Origin of the sequence: Candidatus Aegiribacteria sp. (assembly GCA_021108005.1) — a bacterium.
GTDB lineage: Bacteria > Fermentibacterota > Fermentibacteria > Fermentibacterales > JCC-6 > Aegiribacteria.
Genome location: JAIORS010000182.1, coordinates 1 through 23,576, shown reverse-complemented (window position 1 = coordinate 23,576; position 23,576 = coordinate 1). Strand labels below are relative to the sequence as shown.

Annotated in this window: 18 protein-coding genes; all 18 read left to right on the top strand. The window is 47.1% G+C overall.

Going from position 1 to position 23,576, the window contains the following annotated elements:
* The first annotated feature begins 212 nt into the window (after positions 1 to 212).
* The 18 genes from K8S15_11585 to tadA all read left to right on the top strand — a co-directional run bounded on the left by K8S15_11585 (position 213) and on the right by tadA (position 23,164).
* Positions 213 to 1,877, top strand: a complete 1,665-nt coding sequence (locus K8S15_11585; GenBank protein MCD4776676.1) for a carboxypeptidase regulatory-like domain-containing protein — start codon at positions 213 to 215, stop codon at positions 1,875 to 1,877.
* A gap of 24 nt (positions 1,878 to 1,901) precedes the next feature.
* Positions 1,902 to 2,159 carry a 50S ribosomal protein L27 gene (gene rpmA, locus K8S15_11580; protein MCD4776675.1) on the top strand — a complete coding sequence of 86 codons (258 nt, stop codon included), beginning with the start codon at positions 1,902 to 1,904 and terminating at the stop codon, positions 2,157 to 2,159.
* Between the two features lie 9 nt (positions 2,160 to 2,168).
* A complete protein-coding gene (gene hutI, locus K8S15_11575) occupies positions 2,169 to 3,437 on the top strand; it encodes an imidazolonepropionase (GenBank protein ID MCD4776674.1) in 1,269 nt (422 codons plus the stop codon).
* 36 nt (positions 3,438 to 3,473) lie between these two features.
* Positions 3,474 to 5,369 carry a tetratricopeptide repeat protein gene (locus tag K8S15_11570; protein ID MCD4776673.1) on the top strand — a complete coding sequence of 632 codons (1,896 nt, stop codon included), beginning with the start codon at positions 3,474 to 3,476 and terminating at the stop codon, positions 5,367 to 5,369.
* Positions 5,370 to 5,371: 2 nt separating this feature from the next.
* Positions 5,372 to 6,583, top strand: coding sequence for a DUF512 domain-containing protein (locus K8S15_11565; GenBank protein ID MCD4776672.1), 1,212 nt, complete (start codon positions 5,372 to 5,374; stop codon positions 6,581 to 6,583).
* Positions 6,576 to 7,385: a hypothetical protein gene (locus K8S15_11560; GenBank protein ID MCD4776671.1), complete on the top strand. Its 810-nt coding sequence runs from the start codon at positions 6,576 to 6,578 to the stop codon at positions 7,383 to 7,385. The genes K8S15_11565 and K8S15_11560 overlap by 8 nt, the downstream gene beginning before the upstream one ends.
* A 31-nt stretch (positions 7,386 to 7,416) precedes the next feature.
* Entirely contained in the window at positions 7,417 to 8,775 is a 1,359-nt protein-coding gene (locus K8S15_11555) for a phosphomannomutase/phosphoglucomutase (protein ID MCD4776670.1), read from the top strand.
* Positions 8,768 to 9,760, top strand: coding sequence for a MoxR family ATPase (locus tag K8S15_11550; GenBank protein ID MCD4776669.1), 993 nt, complete (start codon positions 8,768 to 8,770; stop codon positions 9,758 to 9,760). The genes K8S15_11555 and K8S15_11550 overlap by 8 nt, the downstream gene beginning before the upstream one ends.
* Before the next feature lie 77 nt (positions 9,761 to 9,837).
* Positions 9,838 to 10,659, top strand: coding sequence for a DUF58 domain-containing protein (locus K8S15_11545; GenBank protein MCD4776668.1), 822 nt, complete (start codon positions 9,838 to 9,840; stop codon positions 10,657 to 10,659).
* Positions 10,656 to 11,510, top strand: coding sequence for a hypothetical protein (locus K8S15_11540; GenBank protein MCD4776667.1), 855 nt, complete (start codon positions 10,656 to 10,658; stop codon positions 11,508 to 11,510). The genes K8S15_11545 and K8S15_11540 overlap by 4 nt, the downstream gene beginning before the upstream one ends.
* Positions 11,510 to 12,448: a VWA domain-containing protein gene (locus K8S15_11535; protein MCD4776666.1), complete on the top strand. Its 939-nt coding sequence runs from the start codon at positions 11,510 to 11,512 to the stop codon at positions 12,446 to 12,448. Before K8S15_11540 ends, K8S15_11535 begins: the two co-directional genes overlap by 1 nt.
* Complete coding sequence (locus tag K8S15_11530; protein MCD4776665.1) at positions 12,448 to 13,434, top strand: VWA domain-containing protein; 987 nt, start codon at positions 12,448 to 12,450, stop codon at positions 13,432 to 13,434. The genes K8S15_11535 and K8S15_11530 overlap by 1 nt, the downstream gene beginning before the upstream one ends.
* Positions 13,431 to 14,138 carry a hypothetical protein gene (locus K8S15_11525; protein MCD4776664.1) on the top strand — a complete coding sequence of 236 codons (708 nt, stop codon included), beginning with the start codon at positions 13,431 to 13,433 and terminating at the stop codon, positions 14,136 to 14,138. Before K8S15_11530 ends, K8S15_11525 begins: the two co-directional genes overlap by 4 nt.
* Positions 14,138 to 15,730, top strand: coding sequence for a hypothetical protein (locus K8S15_11520; GenBank protein ID MCD4776663.1), 1,593 nt, complete (start codon positions 14,138 to 14,140; stop codon positions 15,728 to 15,730). The genes K8S15_11525 and K8S15_11520 overlap by 1 nt, the downstream gene beginning before the upstream one ends.
* Before the next feature lie 63 nt (positions 15,731 to 15,793).
* Complete coding sequence (locus tag K8S15_11515) at positions 15,794 to 17,236, top strand: sodium:solute symporter (GenBank protein ID MCD4776662.1); 1,443 nt, start codon at positions 15,794 to 15,796, stop codon at positions 17,234 to 17,236.
* Between the two features lie 130 nt (positions 17,237 to 17,366).
* Positions 17,367 to 20,087 carry a response regulator gene (locus K8S15_11510; GenBank protein MCD4776661.1) on the top strand — a complete coding sequence of 907 codons (2,721 nt, stop codon included), beginning with the start codon at positions 17,367 to 17,369 and terminating at the stop codon, positions 20,085 to 20,087.
* On the top strand, positions 20,084 to 20,425 hold the full coding sequence (locus K8S15_11505; protein ID MCD4776660.1) for an Hpt domain-containing protein: 342 nt from the start codon (positions 20,084 to 20,086) through the stop codon (positions 20,423 to 20,425). The genes K8S15_11510 and K8S15_11505 overlap by 4 nt, the downstream gene beginning before the upstream one ends.
* Before the next feature lie 162 nt (positions 20,426 to 20,587).
* Positions 20,588 to 23,164 carry a Flp pilus assembly complex ATPase component TadA gene (gene tadA, locus K8S15_11500; GenBank protein ID MCD4776659.1) on the top strand — a complete coding sequence of 859 codons (2,577 nt, stop codon included), beginning with the start codon at positions 20,588 to 20,590 and terminating at the stop codon, positions 23,162 to 23,164.
* Positions 23,165 to 23,576 lie beyond the last annotated feature (412 nt).

The following is a 23,576-nucleotide window of genomic DNA, read 5'->3' as shown; positions in this document are numbered from 1 at the left end:
CCGGCGACCCCCTGCTCCCAAAGCAGGTGCGCTACCGAACTGCGCCACGCCCCGAATTACGAAGGCAATATACTACTAATTTTGTTACACTGATGGCAAGAGGAAAATGCTATTGATATATTTGTCTGTACATGAGATGGGAACCATATTCATGTTTATTGCATTCCCTTAAGATAGCTTATCACGATTTGTTTTTGAGAGGATAAATTCAAATGCTTAAAAAAATCATTCTGCTTACGTTTTTAGCGACTGCCTTCTCTTACGCCGGCAGTACTATGCTTTCGAACAATTTCAGTTATTCCATACCTCACTATTCGGTAAGCCTTCAAAACGTCAGTTCATCAGACATTAAAATTCTTGAAGATCAGGGATTTCTCATCGAATGGGCCCACGGTGGAAAAGCCATGATATACGTCGATTCCTCGCAGGAGGATATGCTCCGTCATATGGGCTTCAGCCCTGTTCCGGTACCGGTAACGGTGCCTCTGGTTCCATTTCCTTCTCTTCAGGACATTTACGACTCTATTGACGCTGTCGTTGCAGCACACCCCGCTATCTGCAGAAAAGTTACAATAGGCACCAGCGTTGAAGGAAGACCGATTGAAGCCGTAGTTGTTTCCGATAACGTTTCCACCGAGGAGATCGAACCCGAGATGAGAATCCACGGAGGCATACATGGCGATGAACCGGCAGCATCAACTACCACACTCCACTACCTCGAGGTACTTACGGATAATTACGCCACAAGCCCGATGTGCGAGTACATTGTAAACAATACGGAAACCTGGATTATTCCTGTTCTCAATCCGGATGGTTACTTCCATGACAGTCGGACAAACGCCAATGGAGTTGATCTTAACAGAAACCTGAGCTATATGTGGACCGGCTCCGGAGGAGGATCAGCGCCTTTCTGCGAGCCCGAAACCCGGGCACTCAGAGACCTTACGATGCAGGACTGGCCTGCTGTCGAGAATTTCATTAACCCGTTCTCAGCCGGCCTGTCTCTCCACGGCGGCGAGAAATGCATCAACACTTTATGGAATTACACATTAGATCCACTTCCGGAGGATTCGGGACTCATTCATCAGCAGGCCATCGATTACGCCTCCGATCCTGGAATAGTCAGCTATTTCAGCGGCAGCTTCTGGATAGCTTACCCCGGAGCCATCTGGTATGTAACACATGGTGATGTGAACGACTGGAGCTACGGTGAATGCGGGACCATCGACCATACTATAGAAGTCCACGAGAACAAGCATGTATCCGACTGGCCGGGGGTCGATAACGCTCACTACATGGCAATACTGGAGTTTTTTACCAGCAGCACTTACGGCATATGGGGAACAGTTACCGATTCGTCGGGAGATCCTGTCGACGCGCAGCTTGCATTAGGTATCCACGACGGTACCGATTCAGAATCACTCAGATTCTGCAGAACCGATGTAACCCTCGGTGATTACCATAAATCACTTCTTCCGGGAATCTACGACGTGGAAGTAACCGCTGATGGTTACACATCACAGTCGGTTGAAAATATTTCTGTAGGCTCGCAGGAAAGGGTGGAAGTAAGTTTTGTTCTTTCGCAGGTTGGAATAGAGGGGGCCGAAGAGGGGTTCGAAGGAGCCTTTTCCGCGTTCCCAAATCCATCCCGCGAAAGTTGCAGTTTCTCCATACCTGAAACGGGGGTTGGAGGAACGATGTTAATTTACGATATTACAGGCCGTTCCGTAACGATGCAGGACGTTTCTCCGGAAACCGATAGTTTCGTATGGAATTTGATAGAAACTGACGGTTCTCTGGTTCCTTCCGGAATGTACATCGCGCGATTCAGCAGCGGGTATTCCAACTGGACCACAAGGGTAATAGTAAACAGATAGTGACATATCGAAAGGTTCATAAAGATGGCACATAAGAAATCATCAAGCAGTTCCAGAAACGGACGCGATAGCGCTGGCAGAAGACTCGGCGTAAAGGCCGCAGCCGGACAGATGCTTACAGCTGGAACCATCATAATGAGGCAGCGTGGAACCAGAATCCATCCCGGAGTTAACGTTGGCAGAGGTAACGACGATACCCTGTTCGCGAAGGTAGACGGCAGACTCAAATTTCACTCAATGGGTGGAAGAAAGGTTGCATCTGTAATTTTAGAACAGATTTAACCAACCGTAATGAAAATCCAGGCTGACTTAATCCTGACCGATATCGGCGAACTGGTTACAATGTCCGGTTCGCCAGGCCTTCGAAGGGGAGAGGCTGCGAAGGAACTTTCCATCATTCATGATGGCGCGGTTGCTTCCAGTAAGGGCAGGATAGTTTGGACAGGTCACTCACGTTATGCATCTGACTTCGTAGATCTTATTGATAACAGCCTTGAAATAGACCTTGCGGGCAAGGTAGTTACGCCTGGTTTCGTGGATTCACATACGCATCCTCTTTACGCAGGTACCAGACAGATCGAATTCGCCCTCCGCGCAGGTGGAGCCGATTACGAAGAGATATCGGCTGCCGGCGGAGGCATACTCAACAGCGTCATCAGAACGAGGCAGGCCACACCGGAATCCCTCGAAGATACACTGGTGAAGCACCTCACAACCATGCTCCTTCTTGGCACAACCACCGTTGAAGTAAAAAGTGGATACGGCCTTGATCTCGAAACGGAGATAAGATGTCTGGAAACGGCGAAAAGACTCTCGGATAACTGGCCGCAGACAATTGCGAAAACATTCCTCGGAGCACATGAGGTTCCACTCGAGTACCGGAATCGGCCGGATGAATACATAAAGTATTTGATCGATGCAGTTCTCCCTGAAATAAAAGCGGCAGATCTTGCTGATTTTGTAGATATATTCTGCGAAAAGGGCGTATTCACCGCACAGCAGTCAGAACGTTACCTTCGAGCCGCAAAGGATATGGGGTTCGGTGTCAGGATGCACGCAGATGAATTCCATGATACAGACGGCGCTTCTGTAGCTGTTGATGTGGGCGCATTGAGCGCTGATCATCTCCTTTCAATTTCTGATAAGAATATAAAAAAAATAGCCGGGAGTAATACAGTGGCTACACTGCTTCCCGGAACCGCGCTTTTCCTTGGCAAGCCATTCCCACCAGGAAGAAAACTTCTCGACGCAGGCGCTGCTGTTGCAATCGCGACCGACTTCAATCCGGGGAGCTGTTTCTGTGAATCGATGCCGTTTATGATAAACCTTGCGGTATGCGGGTGTGGCTTCACCATAGAAGAATCGTTAACCGCAGCTACAGTCAACGGTGCCGAAGCACTTGGAATGGGCGATCGCAAGGGTGCTCTTGTTCCGGGGATGGATGCTGATATGATAATTTGGGACCTTGATGATTACCGTGGTATTGCTTATCACATGGCAATACCCGATATTGAGGACGTGATTATCGCGGGACAACTGATTTCCAGTATGTTTGAGTAGTACTTACAACATTTAAGTGCAACCAGAGGATGAAGCATGATTGATATTGAACAGCGTCGGAAGGTTCAGGATCTTATTCAGGAAGGCAAATACGACAGCGCTGAGAAAGTTCTGAACCGTATGATCAATGAAGAACCCGAAGAAGCTTCCATACACAATTCACTAGGTGATGTTCTTGCTAAACTTGATCGCATTGAAGATGCACTTAAGCACTTCGGAATAGCCGGGCAGCTTTACTGTGACAACGGGCTTCACTCAGCCGCCCTATCTGTTGCGAGAAAAGCACTTAGAATGGATGACGGATTCGCAGAAGCTCACTTCATAAAAGCGTTGAGCTTCGATAAGCAGGAAAAATTCGAAGACGCGGAAAAGGAATACCTCAAATACCTTAAATCAAAACCATCACTCAAGGAACCTCCCGTGCTTCAATCATGCCTTGCCATGACAAGACTCAACCCGGATGATAATAAATGGGTAATACGCTTCGCCAAGGTTGCCGCCGCGAAAGATGATGATGTTTCACTTAAACTTGCAATAGAAACTGCCAGCGAACGGAAAATGAAGGAAACCGGTCAGTTTGAACGAATGCTTAAAAAACTCAACAGAAAGCTTCATCCCGACACAACCAAACCTGTTTCACCTCCGCAGCCTCCACCAGACAAAACACCTGCTAAAACAACTAAGAAAACCAAAAAGATTGAAAGCGCTCCTCAAGTTCCTCCACCTGAGGAGATACTTGTCGAGATAACTGCAATAGATGAAGCCCTGCCCTCCGCGTCCATAGATGAAGTTAAATTTGAGGAATCCGATTTTATTGAACCTCTCGAACACGATTACGATGAAGATATCAAAGACACCATCCTCGCTGAAAGGAAGAGAATAGGTGAATACTTCATAGCGGAAGGACTTCTTGAGGCTCCGGACGTTCTCAGAGCGCTCGACATACAGAAGGGTGGAGATTCGGAAAGAAGACTGGGCGACATCCTTGTAAGTATGAATCTTGTTTCCGTTAAACAGCTTCAGGAAGCTCTCTCCCTGCAGGTCGAAGACATGAGAAGCAATCTGGACAGATCGAGGGGGGACGGACTCGGATATGTGGAATTGGGTAATCTGCTCCTTGAAGTCGGAGATTTCTACGGCGCAATTGACTCGTATCTCAGGGCATGTACTATCTACCGGGCCAATGAACGGGAGTATATGGTATTCGAACTGCTCGAGGGTGTGCTTGACATCTGTCCTGAATCACTCAGCGCCGCGAAGGAAATTGTAAGAATAAGAAATGCCATGGATGTAGACGGGCAGGCAAGGGCTTTTTACAGGCTTTCTGTAGCTTACCTGCTGAACGACAGCCCGCACGAAGCACTGGCTGCGCTCGAGGAATCAGTATCGGTTGATTCCAGCTTCGAGATGGCAAGAACGCTCATGGACGGCATCCGCCCGGGTCTTGCCGACAGCGAGGATTACGCTGACATAGCCATGATACTGGCAGACATTGACCGCAAATTCGACCGGGATTCCGCCAAATCACTCGCAGGTATCATCAAGGAATTCCAGGAGGGTATTGATAGTGCCGTACCCATCGATGATTTCAATACACATTACGATCTTGGAATAGCCTATATGGAAATGGGCCTTTACCGTGAGTCTCTCTCGGAGTTCGAACAGGTGCTCAAAAGCCCCGATTTCAGAATGAAAGCACGTGAAATGCTTGGAAGATGCTGTATTTTCCTTGAACGCTACGATGAGGCTGAAGATCACTTCAGAAAGGGACTGTCAACCACAGCCGGAGACCTGAAGTCATCCGTGGGATTCCATCTGGCTATAGCGGACGTTTACAGGGCTACAGGCCGGACTTCGCAAGCCGAGAAGGAACTCGCAGCTGCCTCCAAGCTTGATCCGGAAATGGTCAAGGTACAGCGCTCACTGGGGTAGCATTGCTCGGTATTCAGTCGGTAATTCCATGCTCTCCCGCGTCAGCTTCCGGATTCAGAAAAACAGATAGACTTATTTCATGCAACGGTTGCGTTCTGAATGACTGGATAGATTTCCTTTACAGCGCAAACAGCACATTTATTACACTGAAATACAGAAGGGGTCTTCTAACCAGAAGACTCACCATCCGTCGAAATCAAGGTGTTGACTGGGGCTTTGTTTTACAGGGGCAGGAACCTTCCATATGCCGGAAAAAATGCATTTTCTGTTTTGTAGACCAGCTTCCCCGCGGTGTCAGGCCATCCCTGCTTGTAAAGGATGACGATGTAAGGTACTCATTTGTCCAGGGTACTTACGTAACACTTGACAGGGATGATACCGAATACGCCATTCGTAAGCGCCTGACGCCCCTGCATATCTCAGTTCATGCAACGGATCCCTCGGTAAGGGGAAGGATACTGGGTACAGGCAGAAAGGAACCTGTAATGCCCATGCTTGAACAACTCTCCGAAGCTGGAATTGAAATGGAAACTCAGATAGTGGTGGTTCCCGGGCTGAACGATAAAGAGAACCTTGACAGAACTCTGGAAGATCTTCTTTCAGTACCCCGCGTTATATCGGTTGGAGTTGTGCCGGTCGGACTGACTAAATACAGGGCCGGGCTACCGAGAATCAGAAGATCAACTTCTACTGAAGCACATCAGATTGTCAGACAATGCGGCAAATTGAGGGAGAAGGCAATTGAAAGCCGCGGAAACGGCTGGGTATACCCATCGGACGAATTTTTCATTATGGCAGGTCTGGATATTCCACCTGCATCCTATTACAAGAACTGCAGACTCGAAGAAAATGGAATAGGACTGCTGGCGAGCCTTCTGGAAATACGAGGAAGAATATTTACAGGAAGCGGAGCAGTGTGCACAGGAACGCTTGCCGCTCCATATCTGAATCGTGTATTGAAGGACAGTGATTATCTGGTAAAAGCTGTTGAGAATACTTTCCTCGGGCCTGAAATTGGAGTGGCGGGGCTTCTTTCCGGAGTGGATATAATAAAGGCTGCTGGAGAACTTCCGGATTCTTATAGTACTGTAATACTGCCTTCTGTTATGTTCAACCATGATATGTTAACACTGGATGATCTCAATCCTGAAGAAATAAGTCAATCAACAGGCAGAGAGATACTCGTAGTAAGAAATCTGGAGGAACTTGACTGATATGATAACTCTTCCCATTTATATCGTTTTTCTGGTTTTCCTGGGAATACTCATGGTTATGGAAATGAACAGAAGAAAAATGCTATCGTACAAAGATAGAATTAAAAATCTGGAGAGTAAGCTGGGATTACTCAAGGAAGAACTTAATGGACTGGAAAAGCTGAAATCGGAAATGCTCTCCAGAATCGGATTATCCCTCAGAAAGCCGCTGGAGTCTGTGCGGGAAACGGCAATAGAGCTTTCCAGGCCCCTTGACAGATCCCCGGTAGTGAAGGAACACCTGGCAAGATTGACAGCTGAAATCGAGGAAATCGAAAATTTTCTGAATGTGATGAAAGAACTTGCAGCCCTCGAGAACATGGACCTTACCGATAAATCGCAGCTTCCTGACGGAGCGGAATCAGCCATTGTATCACTTGACGAACTACTGTTTGAAACCCTTAATGAATGGAATGAACGCTTCTCAACCATGGGAGTATCCCTGGCAATGTCAGTGGATGAAGACGTCCTCGTCTCGGGAAGCAAATATTATCTCAGGCATTCTCTTGAGAATATACTGTCTGAAATCTCGCGTATCATGTGTTCTGGTTCTCTCATTCATATAATGCTTACAGGGGAAAATGATTCTGTAAGGCTTTCAATCGTACATAAAGGTGAAAAACAGAGCGATGCAAAGCAGTCAGCTTTCGGTGTGGAGCTGGCCCGTCAGATTGTAAGTGCACACAACGGGTGGCTCACGGGAGATATTACAACTGGTCAATATGCAATTGAGCTTCCACGTGTAGTTATTGTTAAAAGTTAAGCAATGTCAAATTAATCGAGAGAAGCGGTAAATGAGAAACAGCATTTTCAGAAAGTACGACATCAGAGGCATATTCCCTGATGATCTTGATAGAAGCACAACCATCAGGCTGGGGAAGGTTCTCGGTTCAATCGCGAACGACCGTATCGCCGTGGGAAGAGATTGCCGGAACTCCGGCTCTATGTTGACGAAATGGCTTGCCGATGGAATTCGCTCTGCTGGACGTGATGTTATCGACCTCGGTGTACAAACTACACCAATGACCTATTACGCCGCTCACACCCTTAATCCGGATATTACCGTTATGATTACCGGCAGCCATAACCCCCCGGAATACAACGGTTTTAAAATAATGTACGGACATGAAACGATATACGGTGATTCAATTCAGGATCTACGCGGGAAAATGGATAGTTTCTCCGACTCAGTTGAGATCTCCCCGGATTCATCACTGCGGATGGTTTCAGTAAGGGAATCGTACCTTGAGAGACTTCTTGCGGAGTTCTCGCTTGACAGATCCCTAAGAATTGTGGTCGATGCCGGTAACGGAACCGGTGGAGACACCGCCATTTCGGCTCTTGAAAGTCTTGGATGCAGAGTAATTCCTCTTTACTGTGATACGGATGGTGAATTCCCAAACCATCACCCCGACCCTACGATTGAGGAAAATCTTCGCGACCTCAGAGAAACAGTTATCAGTGAAAAAGCTGACATGGGCATCGCATTTGACGGGGATGCCGACCGTCTTGGAGTAATAGACAACAGGGGAAATGTTATCAGGGGAGACATGATACTGATAATTCTGGCGAGATCACTGCTGAAACACAATCCCGGCGCAACTGTTATTTCAGAGGTTAAGGCCTCGGAACTGTTCTTCTCCGAAATAAAAAAAGCCTCCGGAATTCCTGTCATGTCCCCTACCGGCCATTCGATCATCAAGAAGGCAATGGTTGATCAGAATGCGCTCCTCGCCGGAGAAATGAGCGGTCACATCTTCTTCAGAGACCGTTACTACGGGTACGATGACGCCCTGTATGCGGCATTAAGACTAATCGAGATAATAGCTTCCGACAATCTCCCGCTTCACAGATACCTGGAAGATCTTCCGGAAATATTCTCCACTCCTGAGATAAGGGAGGATTGCAGCGACAGCGCTAAATTTGTACTTGTGGATAATATTACTGAACTACTGCAGGCAGATAATTACACTGTAGATACAACCGATGGTGCCCGGATAGCATTTCCCGATGGCTGGGGTCTGGTAAGGGCGTCGAATACCCAGCCCGTTCTTGTAATGAGATTCGAGGCTGGAACTAAAAACGGGCTTTTAAACTATGAGGAAACAACACGTCATTACATAGAAGAAGCCAGGAGGAAAATGGATGTCTAGAGAAAAGGTCGAAGCTCTCGAGAAGGAAATATCATCACGGAAGCCTATTCTGGATAGTCTTAAATCAAGGTTTTCCAGTGTTATTGTCGGTCAGGAAGAACTCCGTATGGGTCTTATCACGGCATTACTATGCGACGGGCATGTTCTGATCGAGGGTGTTCCCGGGCTTGCAAAAACGCTTGCCGCGAGAACTCTGTCAAAATGCGTCAGCGCCTCATTTTCAAGGCTGCAGTTCACCCCTGACCTGCTTCCCACAGATCTCACCGGAACGATGATATTCAAACCGGAGACCAACACTTTCGAAGCCAGAAAAGGGCCAGTCTTCGCTCAATTCATACTCGCAGATGAGATTAACAGAGCCCCGGCGAAGGTTCAGAGTGCCCTTCTTGAAGCGATGCAGGAGCGCCAGGTTACCTTTGGCGGTGAAACCCATCGTCTCCCCGCACCTTTCTTTGTAATGGCAACCCAGAATCCAATCGAACAGGAAGGGACTTATCCTCTTCCGGAAGCCCAGGTTGACAGGTTTCTCATGAAACTGAAGGTAGATTATCCTTCATCTGATGAAGAAATCGAGATACTGAAAAGAATCGGAGGAAAACCGATTCCTTCAATAGAACCGGTTATGAACCCCAACACGGTCATTGAACTTCAACAGCTTGCTTCGCAAGTTCTCGTAGAGGACGATGTCATGAATTACATAGTCAGGCTTACTACAGCCACACGTAATCCAGCGCAGGCGGGCCTGAAGGATATAGAGGATCTCATCTCGGTGGGAGCCAGCCCGAGAGGTTCTCTCGGTCTGCTTGCTGCCTCAAGAGCCAGATCTCTTCTGTACGGCCAGCCATTTGTAGATCCGGCAATAGTGAAGGAAGTCGCGCATGACGTCCTTCGTCACCGGATAATTCTATCCTTTGAGGCGGAAGCTGAAGAAATCGGCGTTGAAGAAATATTAGACAGGATCATGAACCGGATCCCGGTTAAATAGCCGAGCCGCTGGCCATGGAAAACGTACACTCACTTTTCAAGCGTGTTAAAAGAATTGAGCTCCAAACCAGAAAGCTGGTGGCGCAGCTTGTAAGCGGAGATTACAGCTCTGTCTTCAGGGGGCAGGGAATGGAATTTTCCGACCTTCGTCCCTACGTTGAGGGAGACGACCCGAAACAAATTGACTGGAACGTATTCGCCAGAACCAGAACGCCGTTCGTAAAAGTGTTTACAGAGGAAAGAGAATTGATGGTGCTTCTTATCGTGGATCTTTCCGGCAGCCTTCGTTTTGGTTCGTTGAATTTGACAAAGGCTGAAAGAGTAGCTGAAGTTGCGGCGGTACTGGCCCTTTCCGCTTCTGAAAGCAACGACAGAGTCGGTATGCTTACTTTTTCCGATACGGTTCATAATTACATCCCTCCGGAAAAGGGAAGAAAACATGCCCTGGGTCTTGTTCGCACTATCCTTCAGGTACCGGATAAGCAGGCTCCAGCGAACCTTGACTATGCTCTTAAATACATGGGAAGAGTACTCAAAAGACGTGCTCTTATTTTCATAATAAGCGATTTCGCGTTCCCCTCCGGCAGCCGGCTTCTGAAGGCTGCCGTTGCAAAACATGACGTAGTCGGGATACATGTATTCGATCCAAGGGAACTCCATCTGCCAATGATGGGAAGGGTAAGGTTCAGAAATCCCGAAACGGGCACTGAGAAAGTTGTAAATACAAGTTCGGGGAAATGGAGAAATAAGTTCGCGGACAATGTACGTATGGTCCAGAAAGCCAGGGAAGAGCTTTGTCGCGAGAACAAGTTGGACCTTGTAAGTATTTCCACGTCTGATGATCTTGTTCTTCCACTGCGCAGGTTCTTCGAACTGAGAAAAAAGAGAAGACGCCGATGATACCCGGAGTAATGGCTCTTTTCCTTCTGATTTCCGATGTTGAGGCAGTTCAATGCTCTCTGGGCGTTCCTGTCACGATTGATTATTCCATTCCGGAGGGTTTTGTACCGTACCCCCTTGAAGTAACCGATGATTTCTTTCTGCTCGAGCAGAATGGCGACAGCATTACGATTGTACCGATGGTGCTTGATACCCTTATCCTTCCACCTCTTTACGCGCTTTCGGATTCTCTGGAAATGGACTTTTCAGCACCTCATATAGAAGTTGTCAGGACAATGCCTGATACAACATGGACAGTTCCGGTATTCCCTTCACCTCTTAATCACAGGATACCTCCAGGTTTCGCCGAAGATTACCTTGACAGGCACAGGTTCTGGGAAAGATGGGGGAGAGTTCCATCGAACATGTGGCTTCTCCCGGCAATTTTGTTACTGGCCGCAGTTATTGCAGTACTTATTGTATGGCTGATACAAAGAAAACGAAAAACACTCTCAACCACTGATGCTTCTTCCACAGCGAAACACTCAATTTCTCCTCTTGATGAGGTTCAGGCCCTTCTCGATTCAAAGGCTTTCGCCGATGGCAGATGGATTGAATACTACAGGGATGTTGACCGGCTTCTCCGTGATACGGTCGCTTTCAGATTCGCTATTTCGAATAGAGCCTATACATGGCATCAAATAAGAAGACAACTTTCCAGAGAAAAGGGCGGCAGGGAGTTTATAGATGATTCCTCAGAACTTTCGAAGGAGATCACACTTCAGAGATACGCCTCATGGGGCGGATCACGGGAACGGGCCAAAAGGTACACATCTTCGCTCCTCTCCCTGAGAAGGGAGTGGCACAGATAATGAGTTTCCAGTTCTTCCCGGCTCTGATAGCATTACCCATACTTCTCGCGCTGACTTTCCTGCTTTCCCGAAACCGCAAGGTGACATCACAGACTTACAGCGGACCGTTCTCCTTTAAGTCCATTTCCGGTTCCCCGGGTGAAAAGCTTGCTGTTCTGCTGCAATGGATTGGAATTACCCTTCTTTTCATTGCGCTGGCCAGACCTGAGCAGGGATTTGAACGGCTTCCTGAAGCCGGTGAGGGTGTGGACATCATTATTACGCTTGATGTTTCAGGCAGCATGACCCAGACAGATTATTACCCCAGCAGGCTTGCAGCCGCGAAGAAGGCTGCGCTTACATTCATAGAGGGCAGGCCCAACGACCGGATAGGCCTTGTCATCTACGCAGATCAGCCAAGAACACTGTGTCCACCCACGTTCGATCATACAACTCTTGAAAGGTTCATTCAGAACGCTGAGCTGGGAAACCTTCCCGACGGTACTGCCATTGGAGCCGGTCTTGCTGTTGCGGCAAAAGGTTTTAACTACTCCCAGACCTCCAGAAGAGTTGTTGTGCTTATTTCGGACGGTGAGGATACATCAAGCCAGGTGGATCCGATTACGGTTGCCCAGGCGGTGAATACAATACACGGAGACAGTCTGAAGGTTTATACCGTGGCCATAGGAAAACCCTCATCGGAGGTAGGACTTGGACTGGACACCCAAACCCTGACGTATATCGCTGAACTCAACGGAGGCAGGCTGTTCAATGTTGAATCCCCCGAGGAGTTGCATGAAGTCTATTCTTCGATTGACTCCCTTGAGGCATCAACACTGCCGCCTGCCGGGCTGTTCGTTTACAGGGATGCATATATGTTCTTCCTCATTGCCGGCATGATACTCATTCTGTTATCGAATATCATGAAATACAAGTTTTTCAAGGTTGTAGGTGATTGATGGCTTTCCAGTATCCTTTCCTTCTGCTTCTGCTGCTTTGTATCCCTCTATACTGGTGGCTACGTGTAAAATGGCACAATACCGAGCTTAAGGCTCTCAGGCTCTTCGTAAGGCCCGTTCTGTGGAACAGGGTCCGTATCAATCCTCCACCGTCCAGGCTTATATCCAGGATACTCTGGATGACAGCCCTTTCACTCGCGATTGTAGCTCTAAGCGGCCCCAGCTGGGGCAGGTCATCCGCGATTACATCAACCGGTGGAAAAAACCTTGTAATAGCCCTTGATGTGTCACAATCCATGTCTTGCCTGGATGAAATGCCCTCAAGAATAGGCAGAGCCGCAACCGAGGTTAGGAAACTTGCCGAAGAACTTGACGATGCACGCATCGCCCTTGTTATCTTTTCCGGTTCATCCAGACTTGCCTCACCTCTAACACTTGACAGGGAGTTTCTGTTTAGCAGGCTCCCGGACGATGTATGGAGCAACCCTGATATAATTCCGGGTACTCAGTTGAGTGATGTAGTGGAATTAATGGTATCAGTGCTTCCGGAAATGGATCTCGAAGCCAGCCTTGGAATCATCTTCAGCGATGGAGGTTTTCATGATTACGCGACCGAAAGAGCCACGGAGATTGCTTCCAAGGGAAGCATGAACCTTGTAACTGTAGGAGTCGGCGGTCCCATTGATGTTCCGGTGCAGACTGAGCGTGGGGGAGTCATGCTTGACTCATCCGGTGATACCGTCAGAACTTCTCTGGAAGAAGAATCACTTCGTAATCTCGCGGAAAATACTGGAGGCGTATACGTACCGCTCTCCGGAACGGATGATCTCACTTCAATTGTGAGAGCTTATCTTGAACACATTTCAAGCGAGAACAGCAAACTCGCGACAGGCGGTTCGACCACATCGCGAAGATACCAGTATTTCCTGGGCCCGGCTCTTCTGCTCTTCGCGGCTGCCATAATCCTGGAAAAGAGGGGATTGTGATAATACTTCTTCTTCTTGCCCTTCAGATGCAGCGCAATCCGACTCCAGCTGAGCTTGCAGGTATGGCATCGGAAATGTACCTCAATGAACACTTCGCGGAAGCATCGGAAATCTGGCAGGAGCTTCTTCTGAGAATGCCGCACCGCGGCCGAATCGCATACAACCTTGCCGCATCTCAGTTCATGATGGATTCTCTTTCCATTGCGGATTCATCTCTGTCTATGATATCAGGAGACATAGCAGAAGATACTCTCGCCTGTGCTAACGCATTGACCGACCTTGCAGCGGCAATTCAGATGAACGATTACGGGGGAGTCGAAAACTCTGTAAACATACTTAGGGAAAATATATCCGACGGTATTTCACCGGAATGCGAAAGAACCGGACTGGAAGCCGGCTTCAACTGGCTTGATAACCACGAGCCCCCTGAAGATCAACAGGATCAGAATGAAGATCAACAGGATCAGAACGAAGACCAAAATGATCAGAACGAAGAGCAGCAGGATAGGAATGAGGATCAACAGGATCAGAACGATGATCAGCAGGATCAGGGCGAAGAACAGCGCCAGCCTCCACCTCAAATAGATGAAATGACCCCTGAGCAGGCGCAGGCTATACTGGACCTGGTTGAAGACAACCAGCAACCGGATGATTCCACCGGCACCACTAAATCCGGGTACCCCGCGGGAGGGCCAATCTGGTAATGTTCTTTCTGCTGATATCACTTACTCTGACTTCCCCGGATGTTACAATAAATATTCCGGATTCCGTTCAGGTCGGCGCCGTGTTTACCTTCGATATTACAATAAGAGGGGAAAATATAAGATCGGTTAATTGCACGCCGGTCTTCTCAAATGGTTTGCAGTACATGGGCAGCAGCAGTATGAACTCCTTTTCAACCGTTACCACTTCATCAGGTACATCAATATCATCTGAGATTAGACTTTCCATGAGCTTTACGGCAACTGCATCGGGAACCCACACCATCGGTCCGCTGATGCTCACATCCTCAGGCAGGGAACTCCTTGAAATTCCCATCAGGACGGTTTCAGCTAACGGTGTTAATATGACACTGCCTGATGCATCAATTGATCGTCCACCTGTGGCAAACCGGACAGACGAAATCGCCTGGATGGAAATAGAAATCGATACAACGGGCAGGATCTATCCGGGGAAAGCTTTCAATATCGATTACTACATCTGCAAGACAAGGCGTAACGCAGAAATAGTTGACCTGTACCTTGAGCCCTCTGATTACGCTGCATCGAGCCTTGTCGAGAACATTGATGAACTGCAATGGGTAAGATGCAAGAACGGAGTATACAGAACCTGGCTCGCAACCCTTGAGGTAACACCAGCATTCGCCTGCACGCTTTCTCTTCCTATTCTGAAAGGTAGAATAGGAATCGCCGGAGGAATGCTGAGACCATCCATGGAACATCTCATTTCCACTGAAGGCGCAAGGATACCTGTATTCCCATTCCCGGAGATTAACAGACCCGATAACTTCTTCGGCATTACGGACGGGATATCCTTCCGTCTCGATAGAGTTACAAGAGGATACAGCGCGGCGGGGGAGAGGTGTCTTCAGCTTTCGGTTTCAGGTCCCGGTTATTCCCAGTTGAAAGAATCCCCTGAACTTACCGTACATGGACCCGCGGAACTGCTTGCAGGCAGTTGTTTTCCGCTTACAGATGACACGAATGCATGGTACATACTGATCGAACCCTCCGACAGTGGTACAGTAATCGTTGGTCCGGACAGTATCGCATGGTTCGATACCTCACTGGAGGAATACAGACAGGCAATTGTACCTTCCTGCACTCTTTCCGTCTTTCCCCCCGTCAGCATGCCTGTTGAAATACCCATTCTGAACGATAACAGCGGCGGGTCATCATTGATCTGGATACTGACGGTTTCCGTTCTGCTCACCGCGATTATCCTTTTTACACTGCGATATAGAAACAGAATAGTCGGTTCAGTCCCGGGAATATCCGAAGCGAAGGATATTGAGGAACTCCTTACTTCAATAGGTTACGAGCTCTCTTTAGTACTCACAGGTTCCAGATCCTACATGGGTACCCACGAACTCGATGAAGCCCTTGATGAAAGAACAATAGATGTCATCATGGCAAGAAGGCTGCTGCGTCACTGGAAAGACCTTGAGCTTACACTCACCGGAAGGGCTGTATCGACTGAACAGCTCAAAAAGCTTAAGGAGAAAAGCATTGAGCTTGTACGCGAACTTGAAGCTGAACTGGATGACGATAACTCCGAATCATCCGGAGCGTGCTGAAACCTTTCACAATACCTATATTTCCCCGTCAACAACATTTTCCGAACATGGGGGGGATGAAAAATGCTAGTCAACTATCTCGCAGTGGGAGCTTACGCGGCGCTTATCATAATAATCGGCCTTAAGGGGATGCGAAAAACCAGTTCGTATAACGATTTTCTTCTGGGAGGGGGCAACGTAGGCCCATGGATGACTGCGTTTTCCTACGGTACCGCTTACTTCTCCGCAGTCCTGTTCATAGGTTTCGCCGGAAAACTCGGCTGGGGGTTCGGTCTCTCAGCTCTCTGGATAGCCCTTGGCAACACTCTTATCGGTGTTCTTGGTGTTTGGCTTCTACTTGGTAACAGGATTAAAACAGCCACCCATTCCCTTGATGTAAAAACCATGCCTGAGTACCTTGAAGCAAGATTCCAGAGCCCTTTCCTTAAAGGTTTCACCGCACTGGCAATCTTCATCTTCTTCGTGCCCTATACTGCTGCGGTATTCATGGGGCTCAGTTACCTGTTCGAATCCACATTCGGGCTTCCATACACCTGGATACTTCTGTTCATGGGTCTATTCACCGGGATTTACCTGATTATGGGCGGTTACAAATCCATGGCGATGATAGATGTCATCTTTGGAATTATAATGACGATAGGCGTCATCGTGCTGCTGTGGTTCAATATAGAGAAGGGTGGAGGCATACCGAACATCGTATCCAGCCTGAAGGCTATCGAACCGAAGCTTATCGCTCCGGTAGGGCCCCCCGGGATAGTGCCACTTCTTTCTCTGGTATTCCTGACCAGTGTAGCTCCGTTCGCAATGCCCCAGCTTCTTCAGAAATTCTATGCGATCCGCGACAAAAGGGCCGTGAAAATTGGAACCATAGCTTCTACTGTTTTTGCGATACTTGTCACTGGCATAGCCTATTTCACCGGAGCTTTAACCCGAATATTCCTTTCACCCTCAACATCTCCGGGGGCGTTCGGGGAGGGAGGGGCACCTATTTTCGATGCCCTTATACCGGAACTTCTTACTACGGTAATCCCAGCGGCTCTTACCGTAATTATTCTCCTCCTTGTTCTTTCTGCCTCGATGTCAACGCTGGCGGCTCTGGTACTCATCTCCAGTTCCACAGTTACAAAAGATTTCTATCACGGTTTTGTAAACCGGGAAGCCTCAGATAGCTCTCTTACACGACTTGGCAGGCTGAGCAGCGGGTTCTTCATAATTCTTTCAATGATACTTGCCTGGATGAAACCCGCTGTCATTGTGACCATACTGTCCATTTCCTGGGGCGCGATAGCTTCCGTATTCCTCGGACCATTCATATGGGGTCTTTTCTCCAGAAAGCTTGGAAAGCCCGGAGCAATAGTCTCGTCGATATCCGGGCTGGGAACCTGCCTGGTACTCTTTTTCTTATGGGGCTCGTCCAAGGTTCCACAGGCAGCTTCAGTCGGAATGCTCGTGTCTTTGGCTGTACCTGCTGTTTTCGTACTGTTCCGCAGGCTGAGATCATCGTGAACCCTCAATGACATTAACAGCGTTTCTGATTATCATATTTGCTGATATGCTGCATGTTCGAACACCGGTGTTTACTTTTAGCAGTAATCATTTTGATATTTAATTCAACGCAGCATAGAAAGCGGAAAACATGAATGAGCAGATTCACGCGGAGATTCTGAATTCCGTTATGGAAAGCATCCTTATTGTTGATAACGATAATGGAATAGTATTCTCCAATCCCACTCTTGGCCAATTGTTCGAAGTGGATAAGAACGAAGATCTCACAGGCAGGAGTTTCCTTGATTTCGTCTCAAAAAATTACTGTAATACTGTCGACGAACAAACAGGCATGAGAAAAGATGGTGAATCATCAAGGTATGAACTTCAGATAGTAACTGCGAAGAACAATCTAAAATGGGTTTCCCTCTCGGTCTGTCCCAGGCTTAACGATAAGGGTAAAACTATCGGAGCCATCGCCACAATTACCGATATAACCAAGAGAAAACAGATTGAACTTGAACTCGCAGAAAGCGAGAACCGGTTCAGAGATATTGCGATGTGCAGCGCCGACTGGCTCTGGGAAACAGACAGAAACGGCGTATACACCTACTGCTCGGATAATGTAATCGATTCCCTTGGATACTCAGCCAGTGAAGTATTAGGAAAATCACCGTTTGATTTCATGCTGCCTGAGGAAGTACGATCTATGAAAGAGGTATATCTCGATCTCCTCAGAAATAAGGAGAAAATAGTGAACCTGGAGAACAGGAATATTCACAAAAATGGAGATATGAAAGTGTTCCTGACAAATGGCACTCCAATGCTTGGCATTAACGGACAGCTGCTCGGTTACCGGGGCGTAGACAGGGATATCACAGAGAAAAAACTCTCGGAGGAGAAACTCAAGGATGCGCTGAGCGACAACATCAAAATACTTGAATCCCTTCCTGTGGGTATAATGATAATAGGCCGGGACAAACATATAAAGTATGTAAACCGTGTTGCCGGAAACATGACAGGCTGCGATCCAGAAGATCTCATCGGGAAAATATGCCATGACTGCATATGTCATTCTGAAGTAGGCAAATGTCCCATTATTGATCTGAATCAAAGCGTGGACAGTCGCGAAACAACTCTGGGCTGTGTCGGTGGCGTCGAACTGCCTGTCATTAAATCGGTACTTCCCATTGTACTGAACGATAAGGAGATCCTGCTTGAAGTATTTCTTGATAATACCGAACAGAACAGGGCCAGAGCAGAGCTGGAAAGGACCAGCAGTCTGAAAAGCAGTTTTCTCGCGAATATGAGCCACGAAATAAGAACACCCATGAACGGTGTGATTGGAATGACCGAACTTCTTCTGGATACGAAGCTTTCACCTGAACAGTTCGACTACGCCAGAATAATCAAGCAGAGCGCGGAATCATTGATGTCGATAATAAACGATATACTGGATTTTTCCAGGATCGAAGCAGGCAAGCTTGAACTTGAGGAAATCAATTTCGATCTTCGAACGATGCTTGATGACATTGCTGATTTCATCTCTATCCAGACCGGTCAGAAAGACATCGAGCTGCTTCTGAAGATTGATCCGGACGTTCCATCCCTTCTTAAAGGAGATCCCGGAAGGGTGAGACAGGTAATCACCAACCTTCTTGGCAACGCCGTCAAGTTCACTTCTCATGGCGAGATATCGCTTAGCGTTGATGTTATCAGACATAAAGATAATAGAGTTCTGATGAAGTTCACTGTCAGTGATACAGGCATAGGGATTGCTCCTGACAAACTGGATGCTCTGTTCCAGCCTTTTACACAGGCCGATGCATCAACAACAAGGAAATACGGAGGCACAGGACTGGGTCTGACCATTTCGAAACAGCTTACCAAGCTTCTTGGAGGGACGATCGGAGCCGAGAGCATTGAGGGAGAAGGTTCAAATTTCTGGTTCACAGCTGATTTAAAGGTTAGAAAAACATCCAGAACTACGACTATTACCGGATCAGAAGAGAAAAAACTTATTGAGTCAATCAGGATTCTCATTGTGGATGATAATAAAACTAACAGAGACATACTCTCCGGAATGCTCAAAAACTGTGGTTGCAGGCATGGAAAAGCAAATTCCGGCATTGAAGCCCTGTCTATGCTTAGAGAAGCGCATACAAAAAACGATCCATATAACATCGCTGTTCTTGACATGCAGATGCCGGATATGAACGGTGAGCTCCTTGGGAGAGAAATAAAGAATGATAAGGCATTATCAGACACTATTCTGATGATAATGTACACATCAATAGCTTCAAGAGGGGATGCCGCAAGAATGTCAGAAGCGGGATTTTCCGCCTTTCTTACAAAACCTGTAACTTTCTCCCAGTTCAAAGCCTGTCTTCTGAGTGTTCTCAGCAAAAGCGATGAACCGGACGGTGACAACAGGGGAATAATTACAAAACATTCGATCAGTGAAGCAAGAAAGGAAAACCTTAGAATCCTCCTGGCAGAGGACAATCCCGTAAACAGAATGGTTGCCTTAAAAATACTGGAAAAACTCGGATATATCGCTCATCCCGTTGAAAACGGTACAAAAGCGATTGAGGAACTCGAGAAGAATCACTACGATCTTGTACTTATGGACATACAGATGCCTGAAATGGACGGACTTGAAGCAACCAGGCTGATTAGAGACCCGGAATCAAGTGTACTTGACCACGATATTCCTGTTATCGCAATGACCGCCCATGCCATGGAAGGCGACAGGGATATAGGCATCCAGTCCGGAATGAACGATTATATAACAAAACCGGTCCATCCCGACCGGTTGTCCAAAAAGATCAAGGCAGTAATTACAGAGAAAAGGAAACGGGAGGCAACATGAGCAGTGAATTACCTGTACTGGACAGATCGGTTCTTATGGAATCACTTGGAAATGACAAAGAACTGATCAAAGAAATTCTGGAGCTATTTAAAGACACTACTCCGGAAATCGTTGAGAACCTTGATAACGCCGCCAACGAAGGTAATATCGAAGAAGTTAAAAGGAACGCGCATTCACTTAAAGGCTCGGCAGGAAATATCGGCGCCAAAGCCCTTGAGGAATCTATGAGAAATATTGAAGCCGCATGCGCCAAAAATGAACTTGAGGGAATCCGGAATAAAGTCAGTGGCGCAATCGGTGAGTACAATCTGCTCAAGTCGGAACTTGACAGTCAGTGAACCAATGAATGGCGGTATATAATCAGCAATCTTCCTCTGATACTGATAATCAACGATGATGCAACCCTCAGAAAACAGCTGGTTGATGTACTCAGAAACGACAATATATGCAGAACAGTCAATTCTCCGGGAGGCAGAAAAGGCCTGGAGACAGCTATCTCTGTGGAACCTGACCTGATATTAGCCCCCTTCGCGATGTCCGGTATGAATATATCTCACTTCTGTTCCATTCTTCAGGAAAATCCGGAAACAGCGTATACGCCCACAATTGTGATGTACGAGTCCGATGATATATCACAGGGTGACATTCCTGAAAAACCTGTTGGAGCAGTTGACATTGTAATCTGCCCGCTTACCAATACCCAGAAGTTTCTCGATAGTGTGAAATCGCATCTGAATACTAAGAAAAGGTGGATGCGCTTCAAAAAGAAAGCTGCCAAATCTGCTGATAATGCCGTTACCGATGATTACTTTGATTTTATCACCCACCTTGCCGATTCCCATAATCTGGATCAGGATAAAAGGAATATTCTTCTGCAGGGAAACAGAAATTCTATTTACGAGTCCGCTTGTAATGCCGGCATTGAGAAAGATACACTTGCCCGCTGTTTAGCCGACTTCTGTAATCTTGATTATTACCCCGTGATTGATCCCGAGAGAATAATCGCCGATGCCTTTCCCGTTCCTTTCAGCAGGTCAAAGTTGATTCTTGCCATAGACACCGATGAAGGAATCTCGAAGTATATTCTCAGCAATCCATTCGATCTTCAGCTCAGAGACACTATCGACCTTATCGCCAATAACAACGTACCCGTCATCGCGGTAGCACAGCCTGACAGTATACTGGCGCTGCTGAAAAGTGAAGCTCCACGTGAGGAAGAAGTGGAAGTTGTATCCTTTGGCCATGCTGATGAAGATGATGACAAAAAAGACACTGACGTTGAATCGGAACTTCGTCTGAGCGGTATGCTGGAAATCGTGCGTGAGCCAACGAAAGATGATATAAACACTTCGCCCATCAAGTACATAGCCGATAAGGTCATGTTTACCGCCGTAAAAGAAAAAGCCAGCGATATCCATATGGAACCCAAGGCAGATAAGACAGTTGTCAGATATCGCATAGATGGTGATATGATCGACAAATTCTCTTTAAAATCCAAAACCGGTAAAATCCTTCTGAGTCGTTTCAAGGTATTGGCCAACATGGATATCGCCGAAAGAAGAAAACCTCAGGATGGATCCCTGGATGCCAGGATAGCAGGCAAACATTATAAAATGCGGCTTGCAACCACATCAACTCCTTACGGCGAAAGTCTTATCATTCGTCTCCTGGATATGGATTCTGAGCCAATGAAACTATCGGAACTTGGTATGACCCCGGAACAGGCCGAGACCATGTACGACGTATCGCAGCAGCATACGGGAGCGATAATAGTTGTTGGTACGACCGGTTCCGGCAAAAGCACAACTCTCTACAGCCTTATTTCAAATATCGATATCCAGAACAAGAGCCTGATGACAATTGAGGATCCGGTTGAGTACGAGATCAAATACGCGAACCAGCAGGAAGTCAACGAGAAGGCCGGAGTCACTTTTGAAGCACTTCTGAAATCCGCAGTCCGGCAGGATCCCGACATCGTTTATCTTGGCGAGATTCGTGATCCATTCACAGCCAAGACAATTATGGACCTTGCCAGCACCGGACACCTTACCTTCGGAACACTGCATTCCGCGAACACCACAACCTCAATTGGAAGGCTCGAACGCCTTGGTGTCAACAGGGCGGACCTTATTGATTCCATTCTTCTTATAGAATCTCAAAGACTTATCAAGCGTCTGTGTCCCAATTGCAGGATAGTCAGACCTATCGAACCCGATGAGGTGGAAATGATAGGCCTCTTCACTGACAACGTTCCACAGGAGCTTGCAGATCCTGTTGGATGCCCGGAATGCAATGATAAAGGTTACATCGGCAGGCAGGGAATCTACGAAATACTGAGATTCAATCCTGAAGTCATTTCTATAATCAAAAGAAACGATTCGGTATCCGAAACGCGCCAAAAACTCCACGATGCCGGCCAATACCTTATGAGCGATCATGCAATCGATCTTCTTCGGGATTTCACAGTCTGCTATAACGATGTATACCATACTATTTTTCTCGAGGAGAAAAGGCTCACCGGAGGCATCAGGAAAGATATTTCTGTAACTACTGAGAATCATACTGCAGAAACATCATCAGAGATACTATCAACCGTTTCAGAAGAAGCAATCGCGGATTCTCCTTTCTCAGTCAATGTTTCTGAATCAAAGCCTTTCAGCAGGACTTCATCAGATATCAGGACCGCGGAAGTTAAAGGGATCGATACAACTGGAACAAACATCCTCGTAGTTGATGATGATCCTGATCTAAGAGAATTCATAACTTTCATTCTTTCAAAGAACGGTTTCAACGTCACTGCAACAGGAGATGGAGTTGACGCAATTGTAACGCTCAGCTCACAGGAATTCGATCTTATACTGTCCGATGTAGATATGCCGAATCTCAACGGTTTTAAACTTCTTGAGGTTATCAACAACAAGGGGATAAAGACTCCGGTTGTATTTCTTACAGCCAGAGACAACCAGGAGGATGAGATAAAGGGTTACGAACTGGGAGCTGAGGATTACATCAGAAAACCTATCCACAAGAATACACTCGTTATGAGAATAAACAAAATACTCAAGAGATCGCGTTGAATTACATGGTTATGCAGGGATGGCAAGGTTTCATGGTTTACGTATACTATGTCCGATAAGGGATATTATGTAAAGTCACAGGTATTCTTATCGGCTAGTTCTCTGCGACTGTACATAATATCTGAATTACCATCCTCTCCCCTTTAAGCATCACGAATCGCAAAACCACAGGTATTCCTATCGGCTTTCTCTCATAAATGTACATGATGCGGGTGATGCTCTGTATATCGAGTTCCTGATGTGTATTGACATTGACAGTGCACTATTATTCCTGCTATCATCTTATAAGACAGGAATTGCTATCGTACAGGAATCCCTGGATCACCTGTAAGATCAGCATACTAGTTGTCGGAGATACCGTTACGCATAAAAAACAGAGAGGATACATGATTATGTCGAAATACCCCCCCCC